The 20,173-nt window shown below is 62.5% G+C and carries 13 protein-coding genes and 1 tRNA gene; 8 read left to right on the top strand and 6 right to left on the bottom strand.

Annotated features, from left to right (window positions below):
- Positions 1-415: 415 nt before the first annotated feature.
- Positions 416-492: transfer RNA gene (locus AC0L15_RS02195), tRNA-His, on the top strand.
- Positions 493-750: 258 nt separating this feature from the next.
- Here the strand turns inward: AC0L15_RS02195 and AC0L15_RS02200 are convergent.
- The gene (locus tag AC0L15_RS02200; RefSeq protein ID WP_287246544.1) at positions 751-2,202 is read right to left on the bottom strand and encodes an acetamidase/formamidase family protein; all 1,452 of its coding nucleotides are present in this window, start codon (positions 2,200-2,202) and stop codon (positions 751-753) included.
- Positions 2,203-2,532: 330 nt separating this feature from the next.
- Here AC0L15_RS02200 and AC0L15_RS02205 point away from each other — a divergent pair, with 330 nt between their 5' ends.
- A complete protein-coding gene (locus AC0L15_RS02205; protein WP_287246545.1) occupies positions 2,533-4,848 on the top strand; it encodes an acetamidase/formamidase family protein in 2,316 nt (771 codons plus the stop codon).
- A gap of 49 nt (positions 4,849-4,897) precedes the next feature.
- Here AC0L15_RS02205 and AC0L15_RS02210 read toward each other — a convergent pair whose 3' ends face one another.
- The 3 genes from AC0L15_RS02210 to AC0L15_RS02220 form a co-directional block, all read right to left on the bottom strand.
- Positions 4,898-6,805, bottom strand: coding sequence for a putative bifunctional diguanylate cyclase/phosphodiesterase (locus tag AC0L15_RS02210; protein ID WP_287246546.1), 1,908 nt, complete (start codon positions 6,803-6,805; stop codon positions 4,898-4,900).
- Between the two features lie 231 nt (positions 6,806-7,036).
- The gene (locus tag AC0L15_RS02215; protein ID WP_473495844.1) at positions 7,037-8,521 is read right to left on the bottom strand and encodes an ROK family protein; all 1,485 of its coding nucleotides are present in this window, start codon (positions 8,519-8,521) and stop codon (positions 7,037-7,039) included.
- A 269-nt stretch (positions 8,522-8,790) separates the two neighbouring features.
- The gene (locus AC0L15_RS02220) at positions 8,791-9,696 is read right to left on the bottom strand and encodes a tagatose-bisphosphate aldolase (RefSeq protein ID WP_287246548.1); all 906 of its coding nucleotides are present in this window, start codon (positions 9,694-9,696) and stop codon (positions 8,791-8,793) included.
- A gap of 283 nt (positions 9,697-9,979) precedes the next feature.
- On the opposite strand from AC0L15_RS02220, the gene AC0L15_RS02225 reads away from it, so the two are divergent.
- From AC0L15_RS02225 to AC0L15_RS02245, 5 genes are all read left to right on the top strand, one after another.
- Complete coding sequence (locus AC0L15_RS02225; protein WP_287246549.1) at positions 9,980-10,885, top strand: sugar-binding transcriptional regulator; 906 nt, start codon at positions 9,980-9,982, stop codon at positions 10,883-10,885.
- 467 nt (positions 10,886-11,352) lie between these two features.
- Positions 11,353-12,333, top strand: coding sequence for an ABC transporter substrate-binding protein (locus AC0L15_RS02230; RefSeq protein ID WP_287246550.1), 981 nt, complete (start codon positions 11,353-11,355; stop codon positions 12,331-12,333).
- 96 nt (positions 12,334-12,429) lie between these two features.
- A complete protein-coding gene (locus AC0L15_RS02235) occupies positions 12,430-13,482 on the top strand; it encodes an ABC transporter permease subunit (RefSeq protein WP_027156329.1) in 1,053 nt (350 codons plus the stop codon).
- Positions 13,475-14,230: an ATP-binding cassette domain-containing protein gene (locus AC0L15_RS02240; RefSeq protein ID WP_473495845.1), complete on the top strand. Its 756-nt coding sequence runs from the start codon at positions 13,475-13,477 to the stop codon at positions 14,228-14,230. The genes AC0L15_RS02235 and AC0L15_RS02240 overlap by 8 nt, the downstream gene beginning before the upstream one ends.
- A 492-nt stretch (positions 14,231-14,722) precedes the next feature.
- Positions 14,723-14,965: a DUF768 domain-containing protein gene (locus AC0L15_RS02245; protein ID WP_287246553.1), complete on the top strand. Its 243-nt coding sequence runs from the start codon at positions 14,723-14,725 to the stop codon at positions 14,963-14,965.
- 170 nt (positions 14,966-15,135) lie between these two features.
- Here AC0L15_RS02245 and AC0L15_RS02250 read toward each other — a convergent pair whose 3' ends face one another.
- Together AC0L15_RS02250 and xseA are read right to left on the bottom strand one after the other, a co-directional pair.
- Positions 15,136-16,269: a DmpA family aminopeptidase gene (locus AC0L15_RS02250; protein ID WP_287246621.1), complete on the bottom strand. Its 1,134-nt coding sequence runs from the start codon at positions 16,267-16,269 to the stop codon at positions 15,136-15,138.
- A gap of 9 nt (positions 16,270-16,278) precedes the next feature.
- Entirely contained in the window at positions 16,279-17,844 is a 1,566-nt protein-coding gene (gene xseA, locus AC0L15_RS02255; RefSeq protein ID WP_128247892.1) for an exodeoxyribonuclease VII large subunit, read from the bottom strand.
- Between the two features lie 115 nt (positions 17,845-17,959).
- On the opposite strand from xseA, the gene AC0L15_RS02260 reads away from it, so the two are divergent.
- Positions 17,960-20,173, top strand: coding sequence for a putative bifunctional diguanylate cyclase/phosphodiesterase (locus AC0L15_RS02260; RefSeq protein ID WP_287246555.1), 2,214 nt, complete (start codon positions 17,960-17,962; stop codon positions 20,171-20,173).

Below are 20,173 nucleotides of genomic sequence, written 5' to 3' on the forward strand. Positions count from 1 at the left end.
ACAAAAGGTCGCATTTCTTCGAACAGGATTATGTGAGATATAGTGGTCCAAGCGAATACCCGGCGGGTGGAATCTCCTCCCTCTGCTCTCCGGGATGACCAGCCAGCACCTCCTCCCGCTGGCTCGGAACAGGAAAAGGCCGGCACCTCCTCCCGCCGGCCTTTTTCTTTGCCCGGCGAATATGATGTCGGTGCCGGAGCACCCTTTGCCTACAGCGCCGGGCGCCTTCCTGGGCGCGCAAAGGGCGCTGCGGAACCCGGAATTTTGCGCATGATCCCCAGCAAATCGATTCTGATTTTCCGGGTCATGCGCGGCCAAAAGCCTTGAATTAAACTCCGATAGCCCGTATGGACGCATCGCCGAACGACAGAGCGGGTCTCGGAGGATGAACGTTCCATCCCGCTCAGGCTAACGTGCCGTTGTAGCTCAGATGGTTAGAGCGCCGGATTGTGGATCCGGAGGTCGCTGGTTCGATCCCAGCCAACGGTACCATTGGTGCACGGTCGTCTTCTTCGGTTTCGGCCGCTTCTCTTGGCTACAGATGTCCGTTCTTACGGAGGACCGGTCGGTGCCCCGCTTGGTTCGGATTCCTGATGCATGTTGCGCAAAAGCATGCTCTCGGGCCTGACCCGAGGGTGCGCAGCGTAAAGCGCGTCGGATGAATTCCTTCAAACGCGACGCGCTTTAGCTTAGCCTTAGTCGAGCTTCCGAGTAACGGCAACGTGATGCGAGATTTGGTTACCCTCCATCTCAGGCGACACGTGCGGCGAAGATGTCCTTCTTCACCACCGCATGCACCCCCCAGTTTCCATCGACGACCTGGGTGATGCCGAAGTCTACTCCGATCGACATCAGGGAAATCGCCTCGTCCTCTGTTAGTCCTTTGGTTGTCATGAGGAAGTGGCGCATCTTCCGGAACGCATCGCGCAGCGCTCTGTCGACAGACGACTTCGAATAGATGTCGCTCTGAGCGCCCGGTCCCAGTTCCTCAAGATAGTTGGCGTAGGAAAACCCATGCACCAGCCAGTCCGTTTGCGTCTCGAGCATGGGGTAGTTGAGCTCCTCGAGTGGTGTGCCGGCAAGGTCCGCTTTCTTGTGCAAGATGAGCTGGAACGTGCCGGTGAGCGAGCATTCGATCGCCGTGCCGCATAATTCGCTGTCGCCTTGGCTGGCATGGGGATCACCGACCGAGAGCAGCGCGCCGTCGACGGAGACCGGATAATACATCGTGGCGCCCTTGCCGATGCGCCAGTTATCGATGTTGCCGCCGGTGTAGCTCGGCGGGATGGTGTCTACGACGTCCGCTTCTTTCGGTGCCAGTCCGATCGTACCGAAATGCGGGCGAATAGGCAGTCTCACACCCTTCAGCACATCGTAGTTTCGTTTGGTCAGGCTGTGGTCGACCGGAACCCCGGGATAGTCGATCGTGTCATGCCTGACGCCGAACGGATCGGTCTGCGGCACCCATTGGAAATTGTAGACCGCTTCGGCCCAGCTTTTGCCGCCGGCAACGTCGACCTCGTAGATGGTGACGACCTCGCGCTTAGTGCCGCCAAGCAGGTCATTGTAGTGGAAGCCCCAATTGGCCGCCGCGTTGGAGCCATATGATTTGCCGCTGAACTTGGGATTGCCAGAGGGACGCGGCCCGCAATCGAGAATCCGCACCTCTAATATGTCGCCGGGCTCCGCGTCGCGGACATAGACCGGGCCGGTCATGATGTGCACGCCCTGCCCCTCACCAGAACCTTTCTTGTACTTGGCCGGGTCGATAGGGCCGGCACCGCGGCGATCGACGCCCTTCTTCTCTTTCGTCCAGAGATAGACGCTCTCTGCACCCTCGTCGCCGTCGACCATGCGCTCCAGGTCATCGCCCGCATGGTGGGTGAGCGACTCGATCGTGACGATGTCGCCGGAATTGACCTCGATGCGCGGCTTCAGCGATTTGCTGAAGTAGCCCCAATGCACGGTCTCGGCGTTGGCCGGCAAATAATGATAGGCGCGTTGTGCAGGCTGCTTCGATGTCGTGGCCTGCGCCAGTGCGGGTGTGACCAGCGAGATGTCACCGGCGCCCAGCGTGGCCAGACCGCTGGCTGCGAACAGGCCCCCCTTCAGAAAGCCGCGTCGCTCGGCATTTAGATCTTGCTTCAACTTCTTGTAGTGGAGCTCGAAATGCGGACAGCTGATATCATCGCCTTTGCACATGAACAGTCCCCTTGTTTTTGTTGGAAGGAATGTGCGCGATTTTATGCACCACGCGCGCCATCGGCAATCCGGCCAGCCGGCCGCGAAAATCAATGCATCGCGCTGTTTCCTAAATAAATATGGGTCAATTCAATGGCTTACGCTCACGCCGGCAAGACCGGCGAGCTTGAGCTCCGCCTGGTGACAGGGTAAAGTCAAGAGATTGTTCGCATGCGCACAAATACTGTGGCCGGGGTCGCGCTAAAGTGAATCTCGGCGGGCGGGTCGCCTGATGGACATAACGCGCCCCGGAAAGGCCGCTGCAGTATGCAACAAGGACCCTCTTCTCTTATGGTTGCGGCTCTGCGATCGATCGACCACCTGCCCCTCGAACACCGCGACAAGGCGTGGCTCGACTGGTTTGAGGAGCTTTCGCTTTCCGCGTCTGTCGACGACCAGCCGATCCCGAGAGGCACCATGCACCTGCGGGCAGCGAACGCCAACACGCGGCTCGCCGACGTCTCTGGTACACCCCAGCGCATCGTGCCGATGCGCCGGGACCACGGGATTCTATTCGCTCTCATCGTTGCTGGGCGCGGGCGTCTTGTCGCCCCGCACCAGGCGTTCGATCTTGCTGACGGCGACATGATGGTGCTGGGCATGGCCGACGACTGGTCTTTGACCTTTCGCAGTGACTTCCGCGCGTTCATATTTCAGGCGGCCGCCGGTCCGCTGGAAGCACGGCTGGGCCGCAGCGGCATCCGCTTGCCGAAGGTGCTAGGCAGCACCGTCGTCGCTGCGGTTGCGAAATCCGGATTGCGAACGCTGGGCTCCAATCTCGAGACTTCCGGTGCGGCCGATCTGACAGCCGCCGAAGTGGCTTTGACGGAACTCGTGGCAAGCGCCCTGCTTGGCGAGGTACGTGAGCCCGCTGGCAGCCTGACCGGGGTGCAAACGGCGCATTTCAGGCGCGTCGCTGCGACGATTGACGCCCGGCTGTCGGACCCGGATCTTGCCTTGGCCCTGATCGCGAGACTGGAAGGGCTTTCCGTACGCTACGCGCAAAAACTATTCGAGGGGCGCGGCGAAAGCTTCTCCGAATATGTGCGCCAGCAGCGCCTCGAACATTGCCGCATCGACCTGGCGGATCCCAACCATGCACATGAAAGCGTGGCCGCGATCGGACAGCGCTGGGGCTTTCGCGATCAATCGCATTTCAGCCGCACTTTCGGCGCGACGTTTGGAATGAGTCCCAGGCAGGTGAGGCGCGCTAGGTCGCAGACGGAGGAGGCTTATCCGCTGCGCGGCAAACCGGACGGCCGCAAGTCGGCGGCGGCGCGGCCGGCCCCGATGCTGCAGGCCGCTATGGATTCCCCACCAACGGCAAGAGCGCGCGAACGCACGGACCATTGGCATTTGCCAGCAACAGCGGAGACAGTGCATTGGGGCTTTTTCAGCCGCTCGCTGCCGCCGGTGTTGCGCGTCGATCCGGGCGATTCAGTCACCGTTGAGACACTCACTCAGCACGCGGGCGACGACTGGCAGCGGATGGTGGCGGGTGACAGCGGGGCTGAAAGCGTGTTCGATTGGTCACCCGAACACAAGCGCGTCGACCGTCGCGGGGCCGGTCCGGCAAACGCTTCCATCTTTGGGCGCGGCGCTGGCGAGGGGTTCGGCGTTCACATCATGACTGGCCCGATCTATGTGCGCGGCGCCGAGCCCGGCGACGTGCTTGAGATCGAGTTCGTCGAAATTCGGCCACGGCCGAGCGCTGCCTTTCCCGGCAAGGCCTTCGCATCGAACGTATCGGCGTGGTGGGGGTATCAGTATCACGACCTTCTGGACCGGGATGCCAAACGCGAAACCGTGACTATCTTCGAGATCGACATGCGGTGCCCGGCCGCAGCGCGGCCGCTGTACAGCTACGAATGGCAGCCGCAGACCGACCCCTTCGGCGTGGTCCACGCGACGATCGACTATCCTGGCATACCCGTCGACCACAGCAAAGTTTCGCATCGCGACTTGAGTGGTAGCCGCGTGCGCATACCGGCGCGCCTGCATTTCGGGTGCATCGCGGTGGCTCCGCGCGAGGCCGACCTTGTCGATTCCATCCCGCCGGGCTATTTCGGCGGCAATATCGACAATTGGAGGATCGGAGCCGGCGCGAAGCTTTATTTGCCCGTTGCGGTTCAGGGCGCACTGCTCTCGCTCGGCGATGGACATTTCGCGCAGGCGGACGGCGAGATCAATGGCACGGGTCTTGAGTGTTCGCTGACCGGCGACATCATCATCAAGCTGCATAAGGCGGGCGAAGGGTGCCCGGCTTTCCTGCGCGGTCTCAACTCGCCGCTCATCGAAACCGAGCACAGCTGGGTGATACAGAGTTTTAGCCATCCCAACTACCTCAGGGACCTCGGCAGCAACGCGCAGTCGGACGTCTACAAGACATCCACCATCGAGTTGGCGCTGCGCAACGCCTTCCGCCAGACGCGCCGATTCATCATGCAGACATACGATCTCACGGAGGACGAGGTGTTGAGCATCATGTCGCTTGCCGCCGACTTCGGCATTACGCAAGTCGCCGACGGAAATTTCGGCGTGCACGCCACGATCACCAAGGCCGTGTTCGGCGAGCGACAGCACAGCCAGCGTACCGCTCGCCCCTGACCACCCATGATCAGAGATCACGCAGCGGTTTCATTGATGGCGTGTGCCCTCACAACTCCGTAGCGTGCTCTTTTTGTGCCACCTCGAGCGCCTGGCTTAGAGGCACCGCCGTGGAGAATAGGAAGCCCTGAGCAGTTCTGCAGCCGAGCTTGTACAGAATTTGCCGGTCCGCCTCTGTTTCGACGCCCTCGGCCATGACATCGATCCCGAGCGCCCGACCAAGATCGATCACCGTTTTGACAAGCAGCCGATCTTCCCGAGACTTGGCCAAGCCGCGAATGAAGCCTTGATCTATTTTCACCTTGCGTATCCGGCTGTCCTTGAGCGACGCCAACGTGGAAAAGCCGGTGCCGAAGTCATCGAGCGCGATGGAAATGCCGGCATGTGAAAGCCGTCCGAGCTTTTCATCCAGTCTTTCCGGGTCCACTGGAGATTCTTCGGTAATCTCGATTTCGAACATCGTTGTCGGGAGGTCTTTTGCCGCCAGACCATTCAGAACCATGTCGTCGATATCGCCGGCTTCCAATTCGCGCGGTGAAACATTCATTGCCACACGAACATCTCGACGGTCAGCTTTCACCAAGCCGTCGATAAGAGCACAACAGTCGGAGAATACCGTTTGCGTTAACAGTTGAAGCATTCCGGTTTCGCGTGCGGCTGTCATGATTTCGGGTGGAGAGATGGAACCATGGATCGGATGGGACCACCTTAGCAGGGCTTCAAAACCGATCACGGCTTCGGTGTCGAGTCTTACGATGGGCTGGAACCAAGGTGCAACCCTTCTCGCCTCTATCGCCGAATGAAGGTCGCGTTCGATGGACTGGCGACGTTGCAATTCCCTGTCGAGTTCGGCATCGAACAGGCGAAATTCGTTCCTGCCACGACGCTTGGCCGTGTAGAGGGCGACATCCGCCCGCAGCAACATTTCCGTCAGCCCCGGCCTTTCAGCCAAGTATATTCCGATCGATGCACCGATCCGGACGGACGCGACCTCACGATAGGGGCTGGCGACTTTGGCGATGATATTGGATGCGAGGGTACTGGGAGAAAGCGAACTCCTGACTGAGGGAAAAAACAGCACGAACTCATCGCCGCCGATACGGGCGAGCGTTGAGCCTGACGGCGCTGCCTGCTCTATGCGGCGGGCGATCATGATGAGCAGTTCATCACCGGTCCTGTGACCGTAGGTATCGTTGACAGATTTGAAGCCGTCCAGATCAATCAGCATTGCAACGAACGGGCCGTCCGTATTCTCGAACTGATTGATCGCGTGTTCGAGGCCCCGTCTGTTGAGAAGGGCCGTCAGGTGGTCCTCCCTGGAATTGCGCTCCATTTCCGCCGCAAGCCGCTCCGCCTCATGTCTCAGGCGGCTTGCTTCGCGGAAGCGGGCTTGCCCTACAAACGAGCCTCGAACCAAGCCGCCCACGAAGAGCAGAACGGCAAAGGCCAGAATGTAATCTTCAAAGTTGCCTTTCGCCAACAGGCAACCCATCGCGATCACAAGCGGCGGCGTGATGAAGTTGATCGCGGCCGCGGCATATGAACTGCCGTATGTAACCGCACCAGCTGAGATGCCCGCCAGAATAATCAGATGCAGCGGCGCTTGCGGCGTTGTGTAGCCAACAGTAAGGACGGCAAGAAAGGACCAGGCAAACCCTGACAGAAGAGCAAGGATGCCAAACCAGCGAAGCCGCTGCGAAATCCCTGTTAAATCGTCCTGATCCCCCGTCTCGTTTAGCTGATAACGGGCGAGTCCGAGGCGGGCGGCATTTATGGCATTGATAACCAGGAACCAGATTGCGGCGGCAAAGCCCCCGCCAGAAAAGGCCTGCACCGTCAAAATCAGGCCTGATAGCATAGTGCTTATCGGCATCGATACGAAGAGACCGGCCTTCAGATCAGCAAGCTGATCTCTGAGGATTCTGGCCTCCAGCGCGTGTTCTTTCTTTGGGGCCATAGACCAGTCGTTTCGCTTCCCATGCCGATTCGCAGCGTAAGCTTATGCAAGCCCACTGAAGGACGGGTTAACCACTCAGCTTGTATCAGCCTTCTGCGAGGCCTTTGTATGAATCCTCCTCATTTGTGCGGTGATAGAGAACATGGATCGGCAGCATCCTGACGCTCGGGAATAACTTAAGGCGCGTCGCATGCATCCGTTCAAATGCGACGTGCTTAGGGGCTGCGCTGCCTACCTGTCAGCCGCAATCGTCGCCTGCAGCCACTGCGTGATGGCGTCGAAAGCGATCGGTCTGGTCGTGTCGACGTCAAGCAGCGGTCCGCGCCGCAGCGGCTCGGCGCGCTTGGCCAGTTCGATCAGTTCGGGGATGTAGGCCGCGCCGGGATGGCCGGCGGGACGCTGGTCGAGCCTTGCGCGATAGCGCTCGGCCAGAACCTCGCCGGGCGCATGGCACCAGATCTCGGCGGTCTGCTCGACGCCGGCGCTGCGCAGGTGATCCTCGAGCACCTGGCGCGGTTGGAAGCCGAACCAGGCGTCGATGACAAATATGGCGTCCGCCGGGGCCTCGCCGACGACCGACCAGATGGCCTGGTAACTGGCGCGGCCGAGTATGCGGTTGAATTCGCGATCGCCGCCGCCGAGCACTTCCAGGAACGGGTTCTTGATCGTATCGAGCGCCAGCAATGGCCAACCCATGTGCGCGGCGATGCCGCGCGAGACCGTGCTTTTGCCGCTGGCGGGGATGCCGTTGACGAGCACGGCGCGCCGGCCGGGCACGGCGCGCCTGGTGCGATCGAGCCGGGCGGTCGGCAAGGATACTGGCGAGGCTTGTGCAACTGCTGATTGTGCAACTGCCGGTTGCTCGGCGAGCGCTTGCAGACCGGCGCCGATGACCCCGGCGTCGTCACCCAGTTGCGCCGCTTCCACCGGGCATTGGTACCAGAGCGCCAGGGCAGGAGCCCTGGCAAGCGCCCGATGGGCCGCCAGGCCAAGTCCGCCGCCGAGCAGCACCAGGTCGGGGTCGAACATGGCCACGGTCGTATCGATTGCCGCACGCAACGGCCTGGCCCAAGCTTCCAGTATAGCGCGCGCCAAGGGATCGCCGCCCGCATCCCGGGCAAAAAGCTGATCGACCGAAACGTCCGGACCGAGGCCTGCCCGCGCGATGTGACGGCCAAGCGCGGTGCCTGAGCTGGTGGTTTCAACGCAGCCGCGCCGGCCGCAGACGCACGCTTCGCCTGATAGATCGACGGTGATATGGCCGAGCTGCCCCGCCGTCCCTTTGCCGCGGACGATCCGCCGGTCCTGGACCACGGCACCGCCAATGCCGGTCCCGATCGTGAACATGACGATGCTTTCATGGCCTCTGGCGCCGCCGAGGGCCATTTCCGCGACCAATGCCATGTTGCAGTCATTGTCGATCACCACGGGCTTGCCCGCCAGGCTTTCCAGCCGTTGCGCAGGGGAGACCGAGGCGAGGTTGACATAGCCCCCTGACAAGACCGCGCCAAGCCGCGCATCGACGCGGCCGGGGACGCCGATGCCGATGGCCGCAACTTCGGGACAATCGAGCCGGCGTACCATTTCGGCGATCCGGGAGAGCACGAGCTCGGGGTCCGGCGCGCTTTTCTCGGAAATGCGCTCGAGGATTTCGCCCGTGCCGGAAACACGGGCAGCGCGCAGATTGGTGCCGCCGATATCGATTCCTATGGCCATCGAACCAGAGCCTGTTCCATTTCGACTAAATCGAAATGGGACTCTATCTTGCTGTTTGACCATGATCTTCTCCGAAAACCGGTCCCCACTTGTCGGGATCATGGTCAGAGGCATGACGTCCCGTGCGTGCCTGGTGTGAACGTCGGATAGCTACAGCGCCGCGCATCCTGGTGCGCACAGGACGCTATAGTACTTTGATTTGCGCATGATCCTTTTCGAAGATCGACTTCGATTTTGCATCCGCGGACCTTCGGTTCGGGGTCATCGTGCTAAGCGGCTTTCTGCCGGTAGTTTCCGATCACCGCCTGAAGCTCGCGCAATCTCGACACCGCGATAGTCCTGAGCCTTTCACGCTGAATGTCACGGTCGAGCGAGATGCAGTCCTTCCACAGCGACCGGCCGGCGATGACGCCTGACGCGCCGTTCCTCATCGCGATCTCGACCTGGCCCAGGAAGGTTGCATGGTTGACGCCGGCGGAGAGGACCGCCCAAGGCACCTCGCCAGCCATGCTGCTGATCCTGGCGCAGGCTTCCGGCGTTCCGGGATAAGGAAGCTTGAGCACCTTTGCCCCGCATTCCAGCGAAGTACGGGTGCCCTCTTCGACGAGCCAGGGGATCTTGGCCGTATACTCTTCATGGCTTTCCGCTTCGAGCTGATAGGTCAGGAACTCGACGACGAGCAGGAGGTCCTCTTGCGCGAAATCGGCGATGCATTGGCGCAGAATGGCGACATTATGCTCGTTCGCCTCAGGCCTGTCGGGCCTGAGATAGACCATGATCTTGCCGCCGGTGCCGCCGAGCTCGCGCACGCGGCGCGCGCCGATGCCGGGAACGAGACGCGACAGGCGGTAGCCGGCAGGCGAGACGTCGAAGCCCGAAGCGTCGAGGCCGATGAGCAGAGCCGTATCGCGGCTCAGCACCCCGTCATCGACAACCCGCGGCACCGCGCAGAGCGGGTCGAGCAGCACGCAGGATGCCTGGCTGGCGAGGTATCGCGTGATGTCCGACTTGGTGTCGCCCAGCATGTCGTCGGTGATCTTGGCCTGTTCTTCAGGGTCCGCCGCAAGCAAGCTTCGCATGCCGCCGCGCTGGTCACAGGCGATGGCCATCATCGCCCCGTCCTTGCCGCATATCTGCTGGTAGCCGCGCAACTCTGCGGTCGTCATCTTTGTCATGGGTCTTCTGTCCGATGTTGGCGCCCATTCACCGGGGCGCAGATCAGTGGAAACAAGAAAGGTTCAGTTTTACCTGCCTCCCGACAGGAGGTTTTGCCGCTTTGCTGCGCTATGGACCGAGAAATTCGGCCTTGGCCGCAATCTGCCGTGGAAACCAGCCCACGTTGCGAGTCAGCCGGATTTGCGCGATAACTCCAATCGGTCGATGGGTCTGTAACACATTGCTGAAAGGAATTGCAAGCTGTCTGCACCTCCCGCACAAGATGCAGCCGCATCGCGGACGATGCTGCATACGGTCGCCAAACTGCACTATGAGGCGGACATGTCGCAGGTCGATATCGCGCGGCGGCTTGGCGTCTCCACCGCGACCATATCGCGCCTCCTGCAGCGGGCGAGAGCGGAGGGCATCGTGCGGATCGAAGTTCTCGATCTTGCAACCCCCGAAGGCATCACCACGCAACTGGTTGAGGCACTCGGGCTGCGTGACGCGGCGGTCATCGAAACGCCGTCAGCCGGTGCGCTGGCGGCGCTCGCTGCGCCGCTCGGCGCCTTGCTCAAGCAAGCGGGACTGACGGCCGGCAAGGTCGTCGCCATCGGCTGGGGGCGAGCCATTCGCGAGGTGATCCAGGCAGGCCTGCCGCGCATTCCCGGCGTTCTTACCGTCGCTGCCACCGGCGGCATGCAGCAGCAGGCGGCGCATTTTCAGATCAACGAGTTTGTGCGGCTGGCCGCAGAAGAGCTGGGCGGGACGCCGCATTTCATCCATGCGCCCTATCTGCCGTCGTCCGAATTGCGTGAGGTCTTCCTCGGCGATGCGGCCATCCGCGACAGCGTCGCGCTTTGGGACCGGACCGACGTTGCGATCGTCGGCATCGGCCTGCCCCATGCCATCAATCCGCCCGAAGCGAGCGCGGCCACGCTGAGCGAACAGGCCCTGTTTCATGCGGCGGGAGACGTCATCCGCCACTACTTCGACGTCGAAGGCAAGCTCATCCCGTGGGAGGGGGAGGGCCGGATGATCGCAATGTCGCCGGCCCAGCTTCGAGCCGTCCCGCTGGTGATCGGCGTTGGCGCCTCGCCGGAGAAGGCGAAGGCGATCATAGGTGCCGTCCGCGCCAGCCTCATCAATGCTCTGGTGACGGACACGAAGACGGCCCAGGCCATTCTCGAGGCTCTCTTGCCCCGATAATGCTGGGCACGCCGATACGTGACATCGGCACAGCTGATCGATTCCAGACCGATCGACACCCAACCCGCAGCCGCGAAATCATCGCCGCGAAATCATCAGTTGTGTCGGCAAGGCGTTGGGGCAATAGTCTGCGGGAGGGGCTCTGCGGAGCAGATAGATGGTGTCCGGTTTGAAAGCGTTTCGACCCCGGAAATGTGCGGTTGCAATTTCTTTCAGCAAAGTGTTACAACATTGCAGCTAGGCAAGCATGCGCGCCGAGCGGCGCAGTTTCCTGCACCTTGCGGAGGCTCGTAACGGGACTGCGCAGCAGGCTGGTCGGTTTCGACGGTCGATTTAATGACTGGGGCGCTTGGGAGGAGGCTGCCCCATAACAGCAAGCAGGCGAAACCCGCTTCTCGCCGCCAGCACTTCACAGAGCCGGGACGACTCGCAACGGCAAAATCTGCCAACATTAGGAGGAGGATGTTATGAAGAAGATTGTTGCCGCTCTGGCGGCTCTCGCCATCTGCGCAGCGGTGCTGGTCACGCCCGCATTGGCGCAGGACAAAAAATACACCATTGCGCTCATTCCGGGTCTTACCACCGACGGCTTTTACATCACCATGCGCAAGGGAGCCCAGGCGGCAGCCGATGCCCTTGGTGTGACCCTGGTTTTCCAGGGCGCCCCGGATTTCAATCCGGTAACGCAAGTCCCCGTGCTTGACGCGGTCATCGCCAAGAAGCCGGATGCCATCCTGATCGCGCCGACCGACAAGGTTCAATTGGTCGAACCCCTGCGCAAGGCCCATGACGCCGGCATTCCGGTGATCACCGTCGACACCTTCATCGGCAGCGGCGTCTACCAGACCGGCGCCGGCGAGGCGGATTTCCCACTGTCCTATATTGCCTCCGACAACATTCTGGGCGGCGAGATCGCCGCGCGGGCATTGGCCAAGGCCATAGGCGACAAGGGCAAGGTCTACGTTTCGAACGTCAAGCCCGGCATTTCGACCACCGACCAGCGTGAAGAGGGCTTCAAGAAGGAGATGGCGGCCAACCATCCCGGCATCACCGTTCTCGAAACCCAGTTCAACGACAATGACGCCAACAAGGCCGCCTCGCAGCTGCAGGCTGTGTTCGCGCGCAATCCCGATCTCGTCGGGGTGTTCGGCGCAAACCTGTTCTCGGCGCTTGGCGCGGCGAATGGCGTCCAGCAGGCCGGGCAGACCGGCACCGTCAAGGTCGTGGCGTTCGACGCGCCGACCAGCATTGCCGACAACATCAACTCTGGCCTTGTCGACGTCGCGATTGCCCAGCATCCCGCGGAAATCGGCTATTTCGGCGTCGTGTCGGCCTATGCCCATCTGACCGGCCAGTCGATCCCGGTTGCGATCGGCACCGGCTTTACGATCATGGACAAGGCCAACATCGCCGACCCGAACATCTCGAAATACCTCTATTCCGAATAAGTCCAGCCAGTCTCCTTCCGGCCTGCCGGAAGGAGACCTGCGCCGGGTCGCTTTGACCCTGTTTGTCGGAGGCCGCTCTGCGGATCGGAACCATCCATGACTTCAACATCACCAACCGAAACGCATGTCGCTCCTCAGGCGGATCACGGTGATCCGGCCAGGAGCTGGCTCGCACGCATCGCCGAAGGGCGCGCCTGGCTGTTCCTTGCGGGCCTGATCATCTGTTTCGAGGTCTGGTCGAGGCTCTCCTTCGGCGCGACCTTCGTGCTCAACCCGTTCAACGTGCAGTCCATTGCGATATTCGCCGTGGCGCCGTTGCTGCTGGCGACCGGGCAGACCTTCGTCATCATTTCGGGAGGCATCGACCTCTCGCTGGGTTTCATCATGGGTCTCGCGGCCGTCGTCGCCGCCCACGCTACGAATATGGCTGGCGTCGCCATGCCGGTGCCTCTGGCCATGATGTTGGGCATTCTGGCGGCCGTGATCGTCGCCGGCGTGCCTGGCGTCATCAATGGCTTGCTGATCTCGCGCCTCAGAATTCCCCCTTTTATCGGCACGCTTGGCATGTTTGGCGTGGCGCGCGGCGCTGCGTTCCTGCTGGCCGGCGGCACGACGGTGCCGGTCCAGAATTCCTGGTTCGCGCTGCTTGGCAACGGCAGGTTCTACGGGGTGCCTTATCTCGTCATCATTGCCGCCGTCTTTGTCGTGGTGATGCACTACATCCTGAGCCAGACCCGGTTCGGCCAGCATAACTACGCCATCGGCGCCAATGTGCAGGCGGCGCGCCGCGCCGGCATCGACATCAGGGGCCACATCCTGCGCCTCTACGTGCTTTCGGCGATGTGCGCCGGCCTCGGGGGCGCGCTCTATGCAGCGCGCTTCACCGCGGGCGCCGCCCAGGCCGGCGAGCCCTTGCTGCTGGACAGCGTGGCAGCCGTGGTAATCGGCGGCGCCAGCCTGTTCGGTGGCTCAGGCACCATCTTCGGGACGGTCGCCGGCGCCTTGGTCATCGCGGTCATTCAATACGGGCTGGTTTTCGTCAATGTCGAGCCGTTCTGGCAGTTCATCGCCGTCGGCCTCGTCATCATTATCTCCGTCCTTATCGACCAGGCGCAGCGCCGGTTCAGTGGAGCTCGCCAGGATGAATAGTTCCGAACCAACCACCCCCCTTCTCGAAGTCCGACACCTTTCCAAGCATTTCGGTGCGGTGCAGGCGCTGAACGATTTCTCCATGGCCGTGCGGCCGGGCGAAGTGGTGGCGCTGGCCGGCGACAACGGCGCCGGCAAGACGACGCTGATCAAGGCGATATCGGGCGTCTTTCAGCCGACCGGCGGTGAAATTCTGCTGAGGGGGCAGCCGGTCACCTTCGCGACGCCGCAGGAGGCGCGCGAAAAAGGCATCGAGACCATTTACCAGGATCTCGCTCTCGCCGACAATTTATCCATCGGCGCCAATATCTTCCTCGGCCGTGAACCCATGCGCAAGGCTTTCGGTTTCTTGCCGGTGCTCGACCGCAAGGCGATGGCCGTCGCCGCCAAGCAGACGATGGGGCGGCTGGACTTCCATGTCAGCCGGCTCGACGCCCCGGTCAGCAATTTCTCCGGCGGTCAACGGCAGGCCGTTGCCATCGGCCGGGCCGTCTACTGGGATGCGCAGATCCTGATCATGGACGAACCGACCGCGGCCCTCGGGGTGCCGGAGCAGCGCAAGGTCATCTCGCTCATCCACCAGCTCAAGGCGCAAGGCCGGGGAGTGATCTTCATCTCGCACAATCTGCAGGACATTTTCGCCGTTTCCGACCGTATCGTCGTGCTGCGCCGCGGCATCCAGGCCGGCGAGCGCAAGATTTCGGAGACTAATTATGACGAAGTCGTCAAGCTCATGGTTGGCGGATAGGCCGAGCGCCCGCCCGATTTCCGGCGAAACCATGCTCGCCCCGACGGTGACAAAATGCCATCCAGATACGCTCGGCGCGGCGGAAGGAAGCAGGACGGCGAGCAGAGTCGACATTGCCCGAGGATGTCACTATATAGCGGCGGCTTTGGCCGCGTACCCTAGGGTTGCGCCCCGAATGGCGCCGCAAACGTGCCGCGTAATGCGATACCTATTGTCATACAAATTGACTGGATTGCCGGAAAATAACAAGTAGAAACAATGGCGCGATCCGGGACCTGATCCCAGTCAACGGTGCCAGTCTGCTCAGGAAAATAGAATCTCCTTCAGAATTAGAATGTGCTCCTTGAACCTTCGATTTCCGTCAGCCCTGTGGAGCTTGGGCAAGATCGGCTTGCCGGGTGACGGCGACTCGGTTGGAATAGGAGCGTGCATCTTTTCGGGGATGCCGGCGTTTATGATTACCAACCGGCGCAGCCGCCAGGGAACAGCAGCATGAGCGAACACGCGATCGAGTTCTTGCAGGAGTGGATCGGCGAAAAGGTCCACTGCCAGTCTTCGCTGGACAGGATCGAGGAGCAGGCCGAGACCCTCGCCAAGGAATGCGCGGCGAAGGCTGCTGAGGCCGGCATACCGCTGGAGGATATCCAGGAAGAGGTCGGCGACATTCAGGAACTTATCGCGTCGAGGCTGGAAGAGGCGGCTGAGGCCGACCAGGACGAAAAGAATTCGAACTAATGCATGTCGCCCAAAAGTGCGCAGCGCTTTTGGGATAACGACATGCATAAAACAAAGAACTAAAGCGCGTCGCATGAATCCCTTCAAACGCGACGCGCTTTAGCGAGTGACATGCCGACCCGGCAAAAGGCGTCTATTCACCTGTGCGACGCGTGACACGCCACACAGTTCTACTTTCTCTGCCTAGCCCCGAATTTGCTCTTGAGCCATGCCTTTGGCAGCGCCGGCACGAAATTGCCGTCGCGCCCGGTCATGTCGTCATTGGCGACCAGCGCATTGAGGATCGCTTCCTCCACACTCCCGATCACGGCGTCGAAGAACGGGTCGATGTCGGTATCCGGGATGAAGTCGGCGCTGGCGATGCGGCCTGACGGCGCCATCGCCGCCTCGCGGTTGGCGGTCGAAAAGGCCAGGAAAATATCGCCCGAGCTGTGATAGCCGAAGCCGCCGGTCATGGCGACGCCGAGCGGCACCCGGCGTGCCAAGCGCTTCATCTGATGCGGCAGCAACGGCGCATCGGTGGCGACGATCCCGATGATCGAGCCCTTCTCGGCGCGCGGCGTGCTTTCGTAGATCGCCGGTGCCACGAGATCGGGCCCGGCGCGCAGGCCGCGAATGGTAAAATTGCTCCGCGTGCCGAAATTCGCCTGCACGAACGCGCCGACCGTGTAGCGCCGGCCGTACCATTCGACGAGGCGCGATGCCGTGCCGGAGCCTGCCTTGAAACCGAAGGCGATCATGCCGGTGCCGCCGCCGACGCTGCCTTCCTCGATCGATCCGCTGGTCGCGCCATCGAGGGCCGCGGCGACATGCTCAAACCCGAGATGGTGGCCATTGATGTCGTTCAGGAAGCCGTCATAGGTCTCCGCCGCCACCGGCAGGCCCCAGCCGCTGTCGAGCGCGGCCGGCAGCACGCGCTGCATCCAGCGCAGCGTTCCGTCGCGTGAAACGCCGCAGGAATGCGTGTTGGTGATGGTGATCGGAAAATTGAAGGCACCGGTTTCCTCGATGATGTGCGAGCCGGTCAATTCGCCATTGCCGTTCTGGCCGAAAATGCCGGCAAACACCGGCGTGGCCAGTTCGGCGCGCGGTCTGGGCAGGATGGCGGTCACGCCGGTGCGCACCGGCCCCTCGCCGACCACCAGCGCACCTTCGCCCGAAATCAGCGTCGAATAACCGACCGCAACGCCAGCCACATCGGTGATGGCGTTGAACGGTCCGGGCGTTCCGTCAAAACGAATGCCGAAGGCTCGCGCACGCGGCCTGCCGGAAGGCGTCGTCTGGTGATGTGGATTGCCGGAAATCATCGGCGCTCAAAACAGCGAGCCTTGGCTGCCAGGCTCCTTGGCTTTGGCGGCCGGCTTTGCAACAGTTTTCGGCCGTGCCGCGCCGCTGGTCGCAACCGCATCGGCGGTTCCGTCGGCGAACTCCAGCGAAAGTGCCATCCCCGGCGCCACTTCCGCCGCTTGATTGATCACTGCGCCGTCGGCATCTTTCACCAGGGCGAAGCCGCGCGCCAGCACCGCCTTGTGCGACAGCGTCGCCAGCAGCCGGTCGGCCTGGGTCAGTTTCCCGCGCAAACGCTCGAGCCGCACCGAAATCACCCGGTCCTGCCGCCGCGACAGCGCCGTCAGGGCATCTGCCTGCAATTTCTGCCGCCTTGCGAGCGGCGCCGGCGACAGCCGCGCCGCGGTGCGCGAAAACCGCGTTCGCCGCTCGCGCACGATGGCGAAGAACGCCGCTTGCGCGCGGCCAAGGTCGCGGCCGGCCAGTGTGCGGGCCTCGTTCATGCGTCGCGACAGGGTGGCCGGCGTCAGCCGCTGCGCCTGAAGCCTGGCTCGCTTGCGCTGGACGCTGACGGACAGCGCTCGGCCAAGCCGGCTCGTCGCCTCGTCGAAACGCCGGCGCGGCAATGCCAGCAACTGGTCGGGCGAGGGCAGCGCCCGGGTGGCGGCACGCACCGCCTGGCGCTTGCGCTCGAAATTGCGCGACACCGCGGCCTTGAGCCGCGCACCAAGGCCGGCAAGCGTCACTTCGAGGTCGGCGCGTACGGGCACGGCGATTTCGGCGGCACCCGTCGGTGTCGGCGCCCGCACATCCGCCGCCAGGTCGATCAGCGTCCAGTCCGTTTCATGGCCGACGGCGGAAATCACCGGAATGCGCGAGGCGGCGACGGCGCGGGCCAGCGCCTCGTCATTGAACCCCCAAAGATCCTCGAGGCTGCCGCCGCCGCGCGCCACGATCAGCAGGTCGGGCTGCGGGATGACGCCATCCTGCGCCAGTCCGTTGAAGCCGTTGACGGCGGCGGTCACTTCGGCGCCGGCCGTTTCGCCCTGCACTCGCACCGGCCAGACCAGCACATGCAGCGGAAACCGGTCCTTGATCCGGTGGATGATGTCGCGGATGACAGAGCCTGTCGGCGAGGTGACGACGCCGATGACGCGCGGCATGAACGGCAGCAAGCGCTTGCGGCCGGCATCGAACAGGCCTTCGGACTGCAGCCGGCGCTTGCGCTCTTCCAGCAGTGCCATCAGCGCCCCAGCGCCGGCGGGCTCCAGATTGTCGATGACGATCTGGTAGGTGGACTTTCCGGGATAGGTGGTGAGCCGGCCGGTGGCGATCACCTCCAGGCCTTCTTCAGGGCGGAATTTCAGCCGGCCCATTGTGGTCTTCCAGACCACGGCGTCGAGCCGTGCGCGGTCGTCCTTGAGGCAGAAATAGGCATGGCCGGAGGAGTGCGGCCCGCGATAGCCTGATATTTCGCCGCGCACCCGGACATTGCCGAAGACGTCCTCGACCGTGCGCTTCAGCGCGCCGGAAATCTCGCTGACCGTGTATTCGGTGGCGTTGGTACGTGATTCGGATGCAGCGTCGCTCATTAGCCGATTGGGGGGCGGTTGTTGGCCGGCGTCAAGGCCGTCGCTCGTAGCCGATGTCATAACTCGATCTTAACCCGATCTGATGACTGTGCGGAAAAGAGAGTGGCCAGGACGCATGAGCCGTCGTCTTCAACGCAGCCCATTAACGTTCCAGGTCACGCTGACGGTGATGGCGCTTGCCATTTTCGCGCTTGCCATGGTCGTCGGCTTTGGCTTTTACGCCACTGTGCAGGCGGATAGCGTCTCCCTCGAGCGGCAGAAAATCCTTTTCGCCAACGGCATGCGGGACCGGATGGCGGCGGTGGATCGCGAGCAGGAAAGCATCGCAGTCTGGGACGATTCCGTCATCAATGCCAAGGCCGGCAACGTGGACTGGATGATCGATAACATCAGCGTCTGGATGTATTCCTACTATGGGCATGATCGGGTCTATGTACTGGATGCCGCCGATCGTCCGGTCCATGCGATGCGTGAAGGAAACGTGCTGGCGCCGGCGCGTTACAGCGAGGATGAACCGGTTCTGTTGCCCACGGTCGAAAGGGTGCGCCGGTTGATCCGCGAGCCGGCGAAAGAAGACCTGGCCGGCGGTCCGGTCAAATTGGCCGCAGGGGATCTGGTGGAGCTTGACGGAAAACCTGCCATCCTCAGCATCATGCCGCTGGTGCCGAGTTCCGACCGCGTCATCCAGACACCTGGCAGCGAATACCTTCATATCTCGGTGGACTTCATCACCGACGCGCTGCTGGCCAAGATCGCCGGGCAATATCTGTTGGCGGGCGCCCGCCTGCTGCCGTTGTCGCAGCCGGTCGGCGGGGCTGCCATTCCGCTGGTCGACTCACACGGCGTCATCCTGGCTTATGCCGGCTGGGATCAGGAGCGGCCCGGCAGCGCGCTTGTGCGCGAGGCAGGGCCGGCCCTGATCGGTGGCGCGCTGCTCGCGGCAGGTGTCCTGGCATTCCTGCTGCGCCGCCTCCGCCGTGCATCGTCGGCGCTGCAGACCAGTCAGGCCGAGGCGCAGTATCTCGCCTTCCACGACACGCTCACCGGCCTTCCCAACCGGGCGCTGTTCGAGGACCGGCTCCGGCGCGCTTTGCTCACGGCCAGTCACGAAACAGCCAAAGTGGCGCTTCTTTATCTCGACCTCGACCGTTTCAAGCATGTCAACGACACGCTTGGCCATCCTGCCGGCGACGAGCTTGTCCGCCAGACCGCCGCGAGGCTCCAGCAGGCAATCCGGGAGGTCGACACGGTGGCACGGCTCGGCGGTGATGAATTCGCCATGATCCTGATTGATGTTGACGACATCCGAGGCGCCGAGGATGTTTCGGAGGGTCTGCTTCAAAAGCTGCAGGAGCCGTTCAAGCTGGCCGACGACCAGGTTTTTGTCAGCGCCAGCATCGGCATAGCATTGTCGACCGGTCCGGATGCCGATGCGGACGACTTGCTGCGCAAGGCCGATATCGCGCTTTATGAAGCCAAGAAGAACGGCCGCGGCCGCTACCAGGTCTTTGCCGGCGACATGGACGACCTGCTGTTGCGCAAGCGCCAGGTTGAGAGCGAGCTTCGCCATGCCCTGAATGGCGGAACCGGGACCAAGCTGGCGTATCAGCCGATCTTTGCGGCGGACGGCAGCACGATCCTCGGTGCCGAGGCGCTGATCCGCTGGGGACATGAGGTCCACGGTGGCTTGCCGCCGGCACAATTCATCGCCATCGCCGAAGAACGTGGCATGATCGGCCAGCTTGGCAAATGGGTGCTGCAAGAGGCTTGCCGCTTCGCTGTCGGCACCGAATTGCCTTGGGTGGCCGTCAACGTGTCGCCGCTGCAACTGCGCGACGCCGGTTTCGCCGAGCAGCTTGCGGCGGTTCTCGCCGAGACCGGATTGGCGCCAGGGCGCCTGCAGCTCGAGATCACCGAGGGCGTGCTGTTGGACAACAACGATACGACCAGGACGGCTCTGGCTGCCTTGCGCCGGTCGGGGATCGCCATAGTGCTCGACGATTTCGGCACCGGCTATTCGTCGCTGAACTATCTGCGCCGCCACGCTATCGACAAGCTCAAGATCGACCGCTCCTTCGTGAACCTCCTCGGCCGCGACGAGAGTTCAGCGGCGATCGTCAGGGCACTTGTCGATCTTGCCGACGCTCTTAACGTCGGCGTCACCGCGGAAGGCGTGGAGACCGAGGAGCAAAAGGCGCTGCTCGTCGCCATGGGCTGCCGAGAGTTTCAGGGCCATCTGCTGTCGCTGCCGCTGGAGCCGGCGCAATTGCTGCGGCTGGCCGGCCTTTTGCCTGGCAAGGACAGCACGCCGGCAGCAGTTTCCGCCTGA

Source organism: Mesorhizobium sp. WSM4846 (assembly GCF_055811415.1).

What these genes read in the sequence shown, in the direction of transcription:
- AC0L15_RS02225 (WP_287246549.1), top strand. Translation starts at nt 9,980, where the DNA reads ATGCTGCATACGGTCGCCAAACTGCACTATGAGGCGGACATGTCGCAG.
- AC0L15_RS02240 (WP_473495845.1), top strand. Translation starts at nt 13,475, where the DNA reads ATGAATAGTTCCGAACCAACCACCCCCCTTCTCGAAGTCCGACACCTT.
- AC0L15_RS02260 (WP_287246555.1), top strand. Translation starts at nt 17,960, where the DNA reads ATGAGCCGTCGTCTTCAACGCAGCCCATTAACGTTCCAGGTCACGCTG.
- AC0L15_RS02220 (WP_287246548.1), bottom strand. Translation starts at nt 9,696, where the DNA reads ATGACAAAGATGACGACCGCAGAGTTGCGCGGCTACCAGCAGATATGC.
- AC0L15_RS02215 (WP_473495844.1), bottom strand. Translation starts at nt 8,521, where the DNA reads ATGGCCATAGGAATCGATATCGGCGGCACCAATCTGCGCGCTGCCCGT.
- AC0L15_RS02210 (WP_287246546.1), bottom strand. Translation starts at nt 6,805, where the DNA reads ATGGCCCCAAAGAAAGAACACGCGCTGGAGGCCAGAATCCTCAGAGAT.
- xseA (WP_128247892.1), bottom strand. Translation starts at nt 17,844, where the DNA reads ATGAGCGACGCTGCATCCGAATCACGTACCAACGCCACCGAATACACG.
- AC0L15_RS02200 (WP_287246544.1), bottom strand. Translation starts at nt 2,202, where the DNA reads ATGTGCAAAGGCGATGATATCAGCTGTCCGCATTTCGAGCTCCACTAC.
- AC0L15_RS02205 (WP_287246545.1), top strand. Translation starts at nt 2,533, where the DNA reads ATGGTTGCGGCTCTGCGATCGATCGACCACCTGCCCCTCGAACACCGC.
- AC0L15_RS02235 (WP_027156329.1), top strand. Translation starts at nt 12,430, where the DNA reads ATGACTTCAACATCACCAACCGAAACGCATGTCGCTCCTCAGGCGGAT.
- AC0L15_RS02230 (WP_287246550.1), top strand. Translation starts at nt 11,353, where the DNA reads ATGAAGAAGATTGTTGCCGCTCTGGCGGCTCTCGCCATCTGCGCAGCG.
- AC0L15_RS02245 (WP_287246553.1), top strand. Translation starts at nt 14,723, where the DNA reads ATGAGCGAACACGCGATCGAGTTCTTGCAGGAGTGGATCGGCGAAAAG.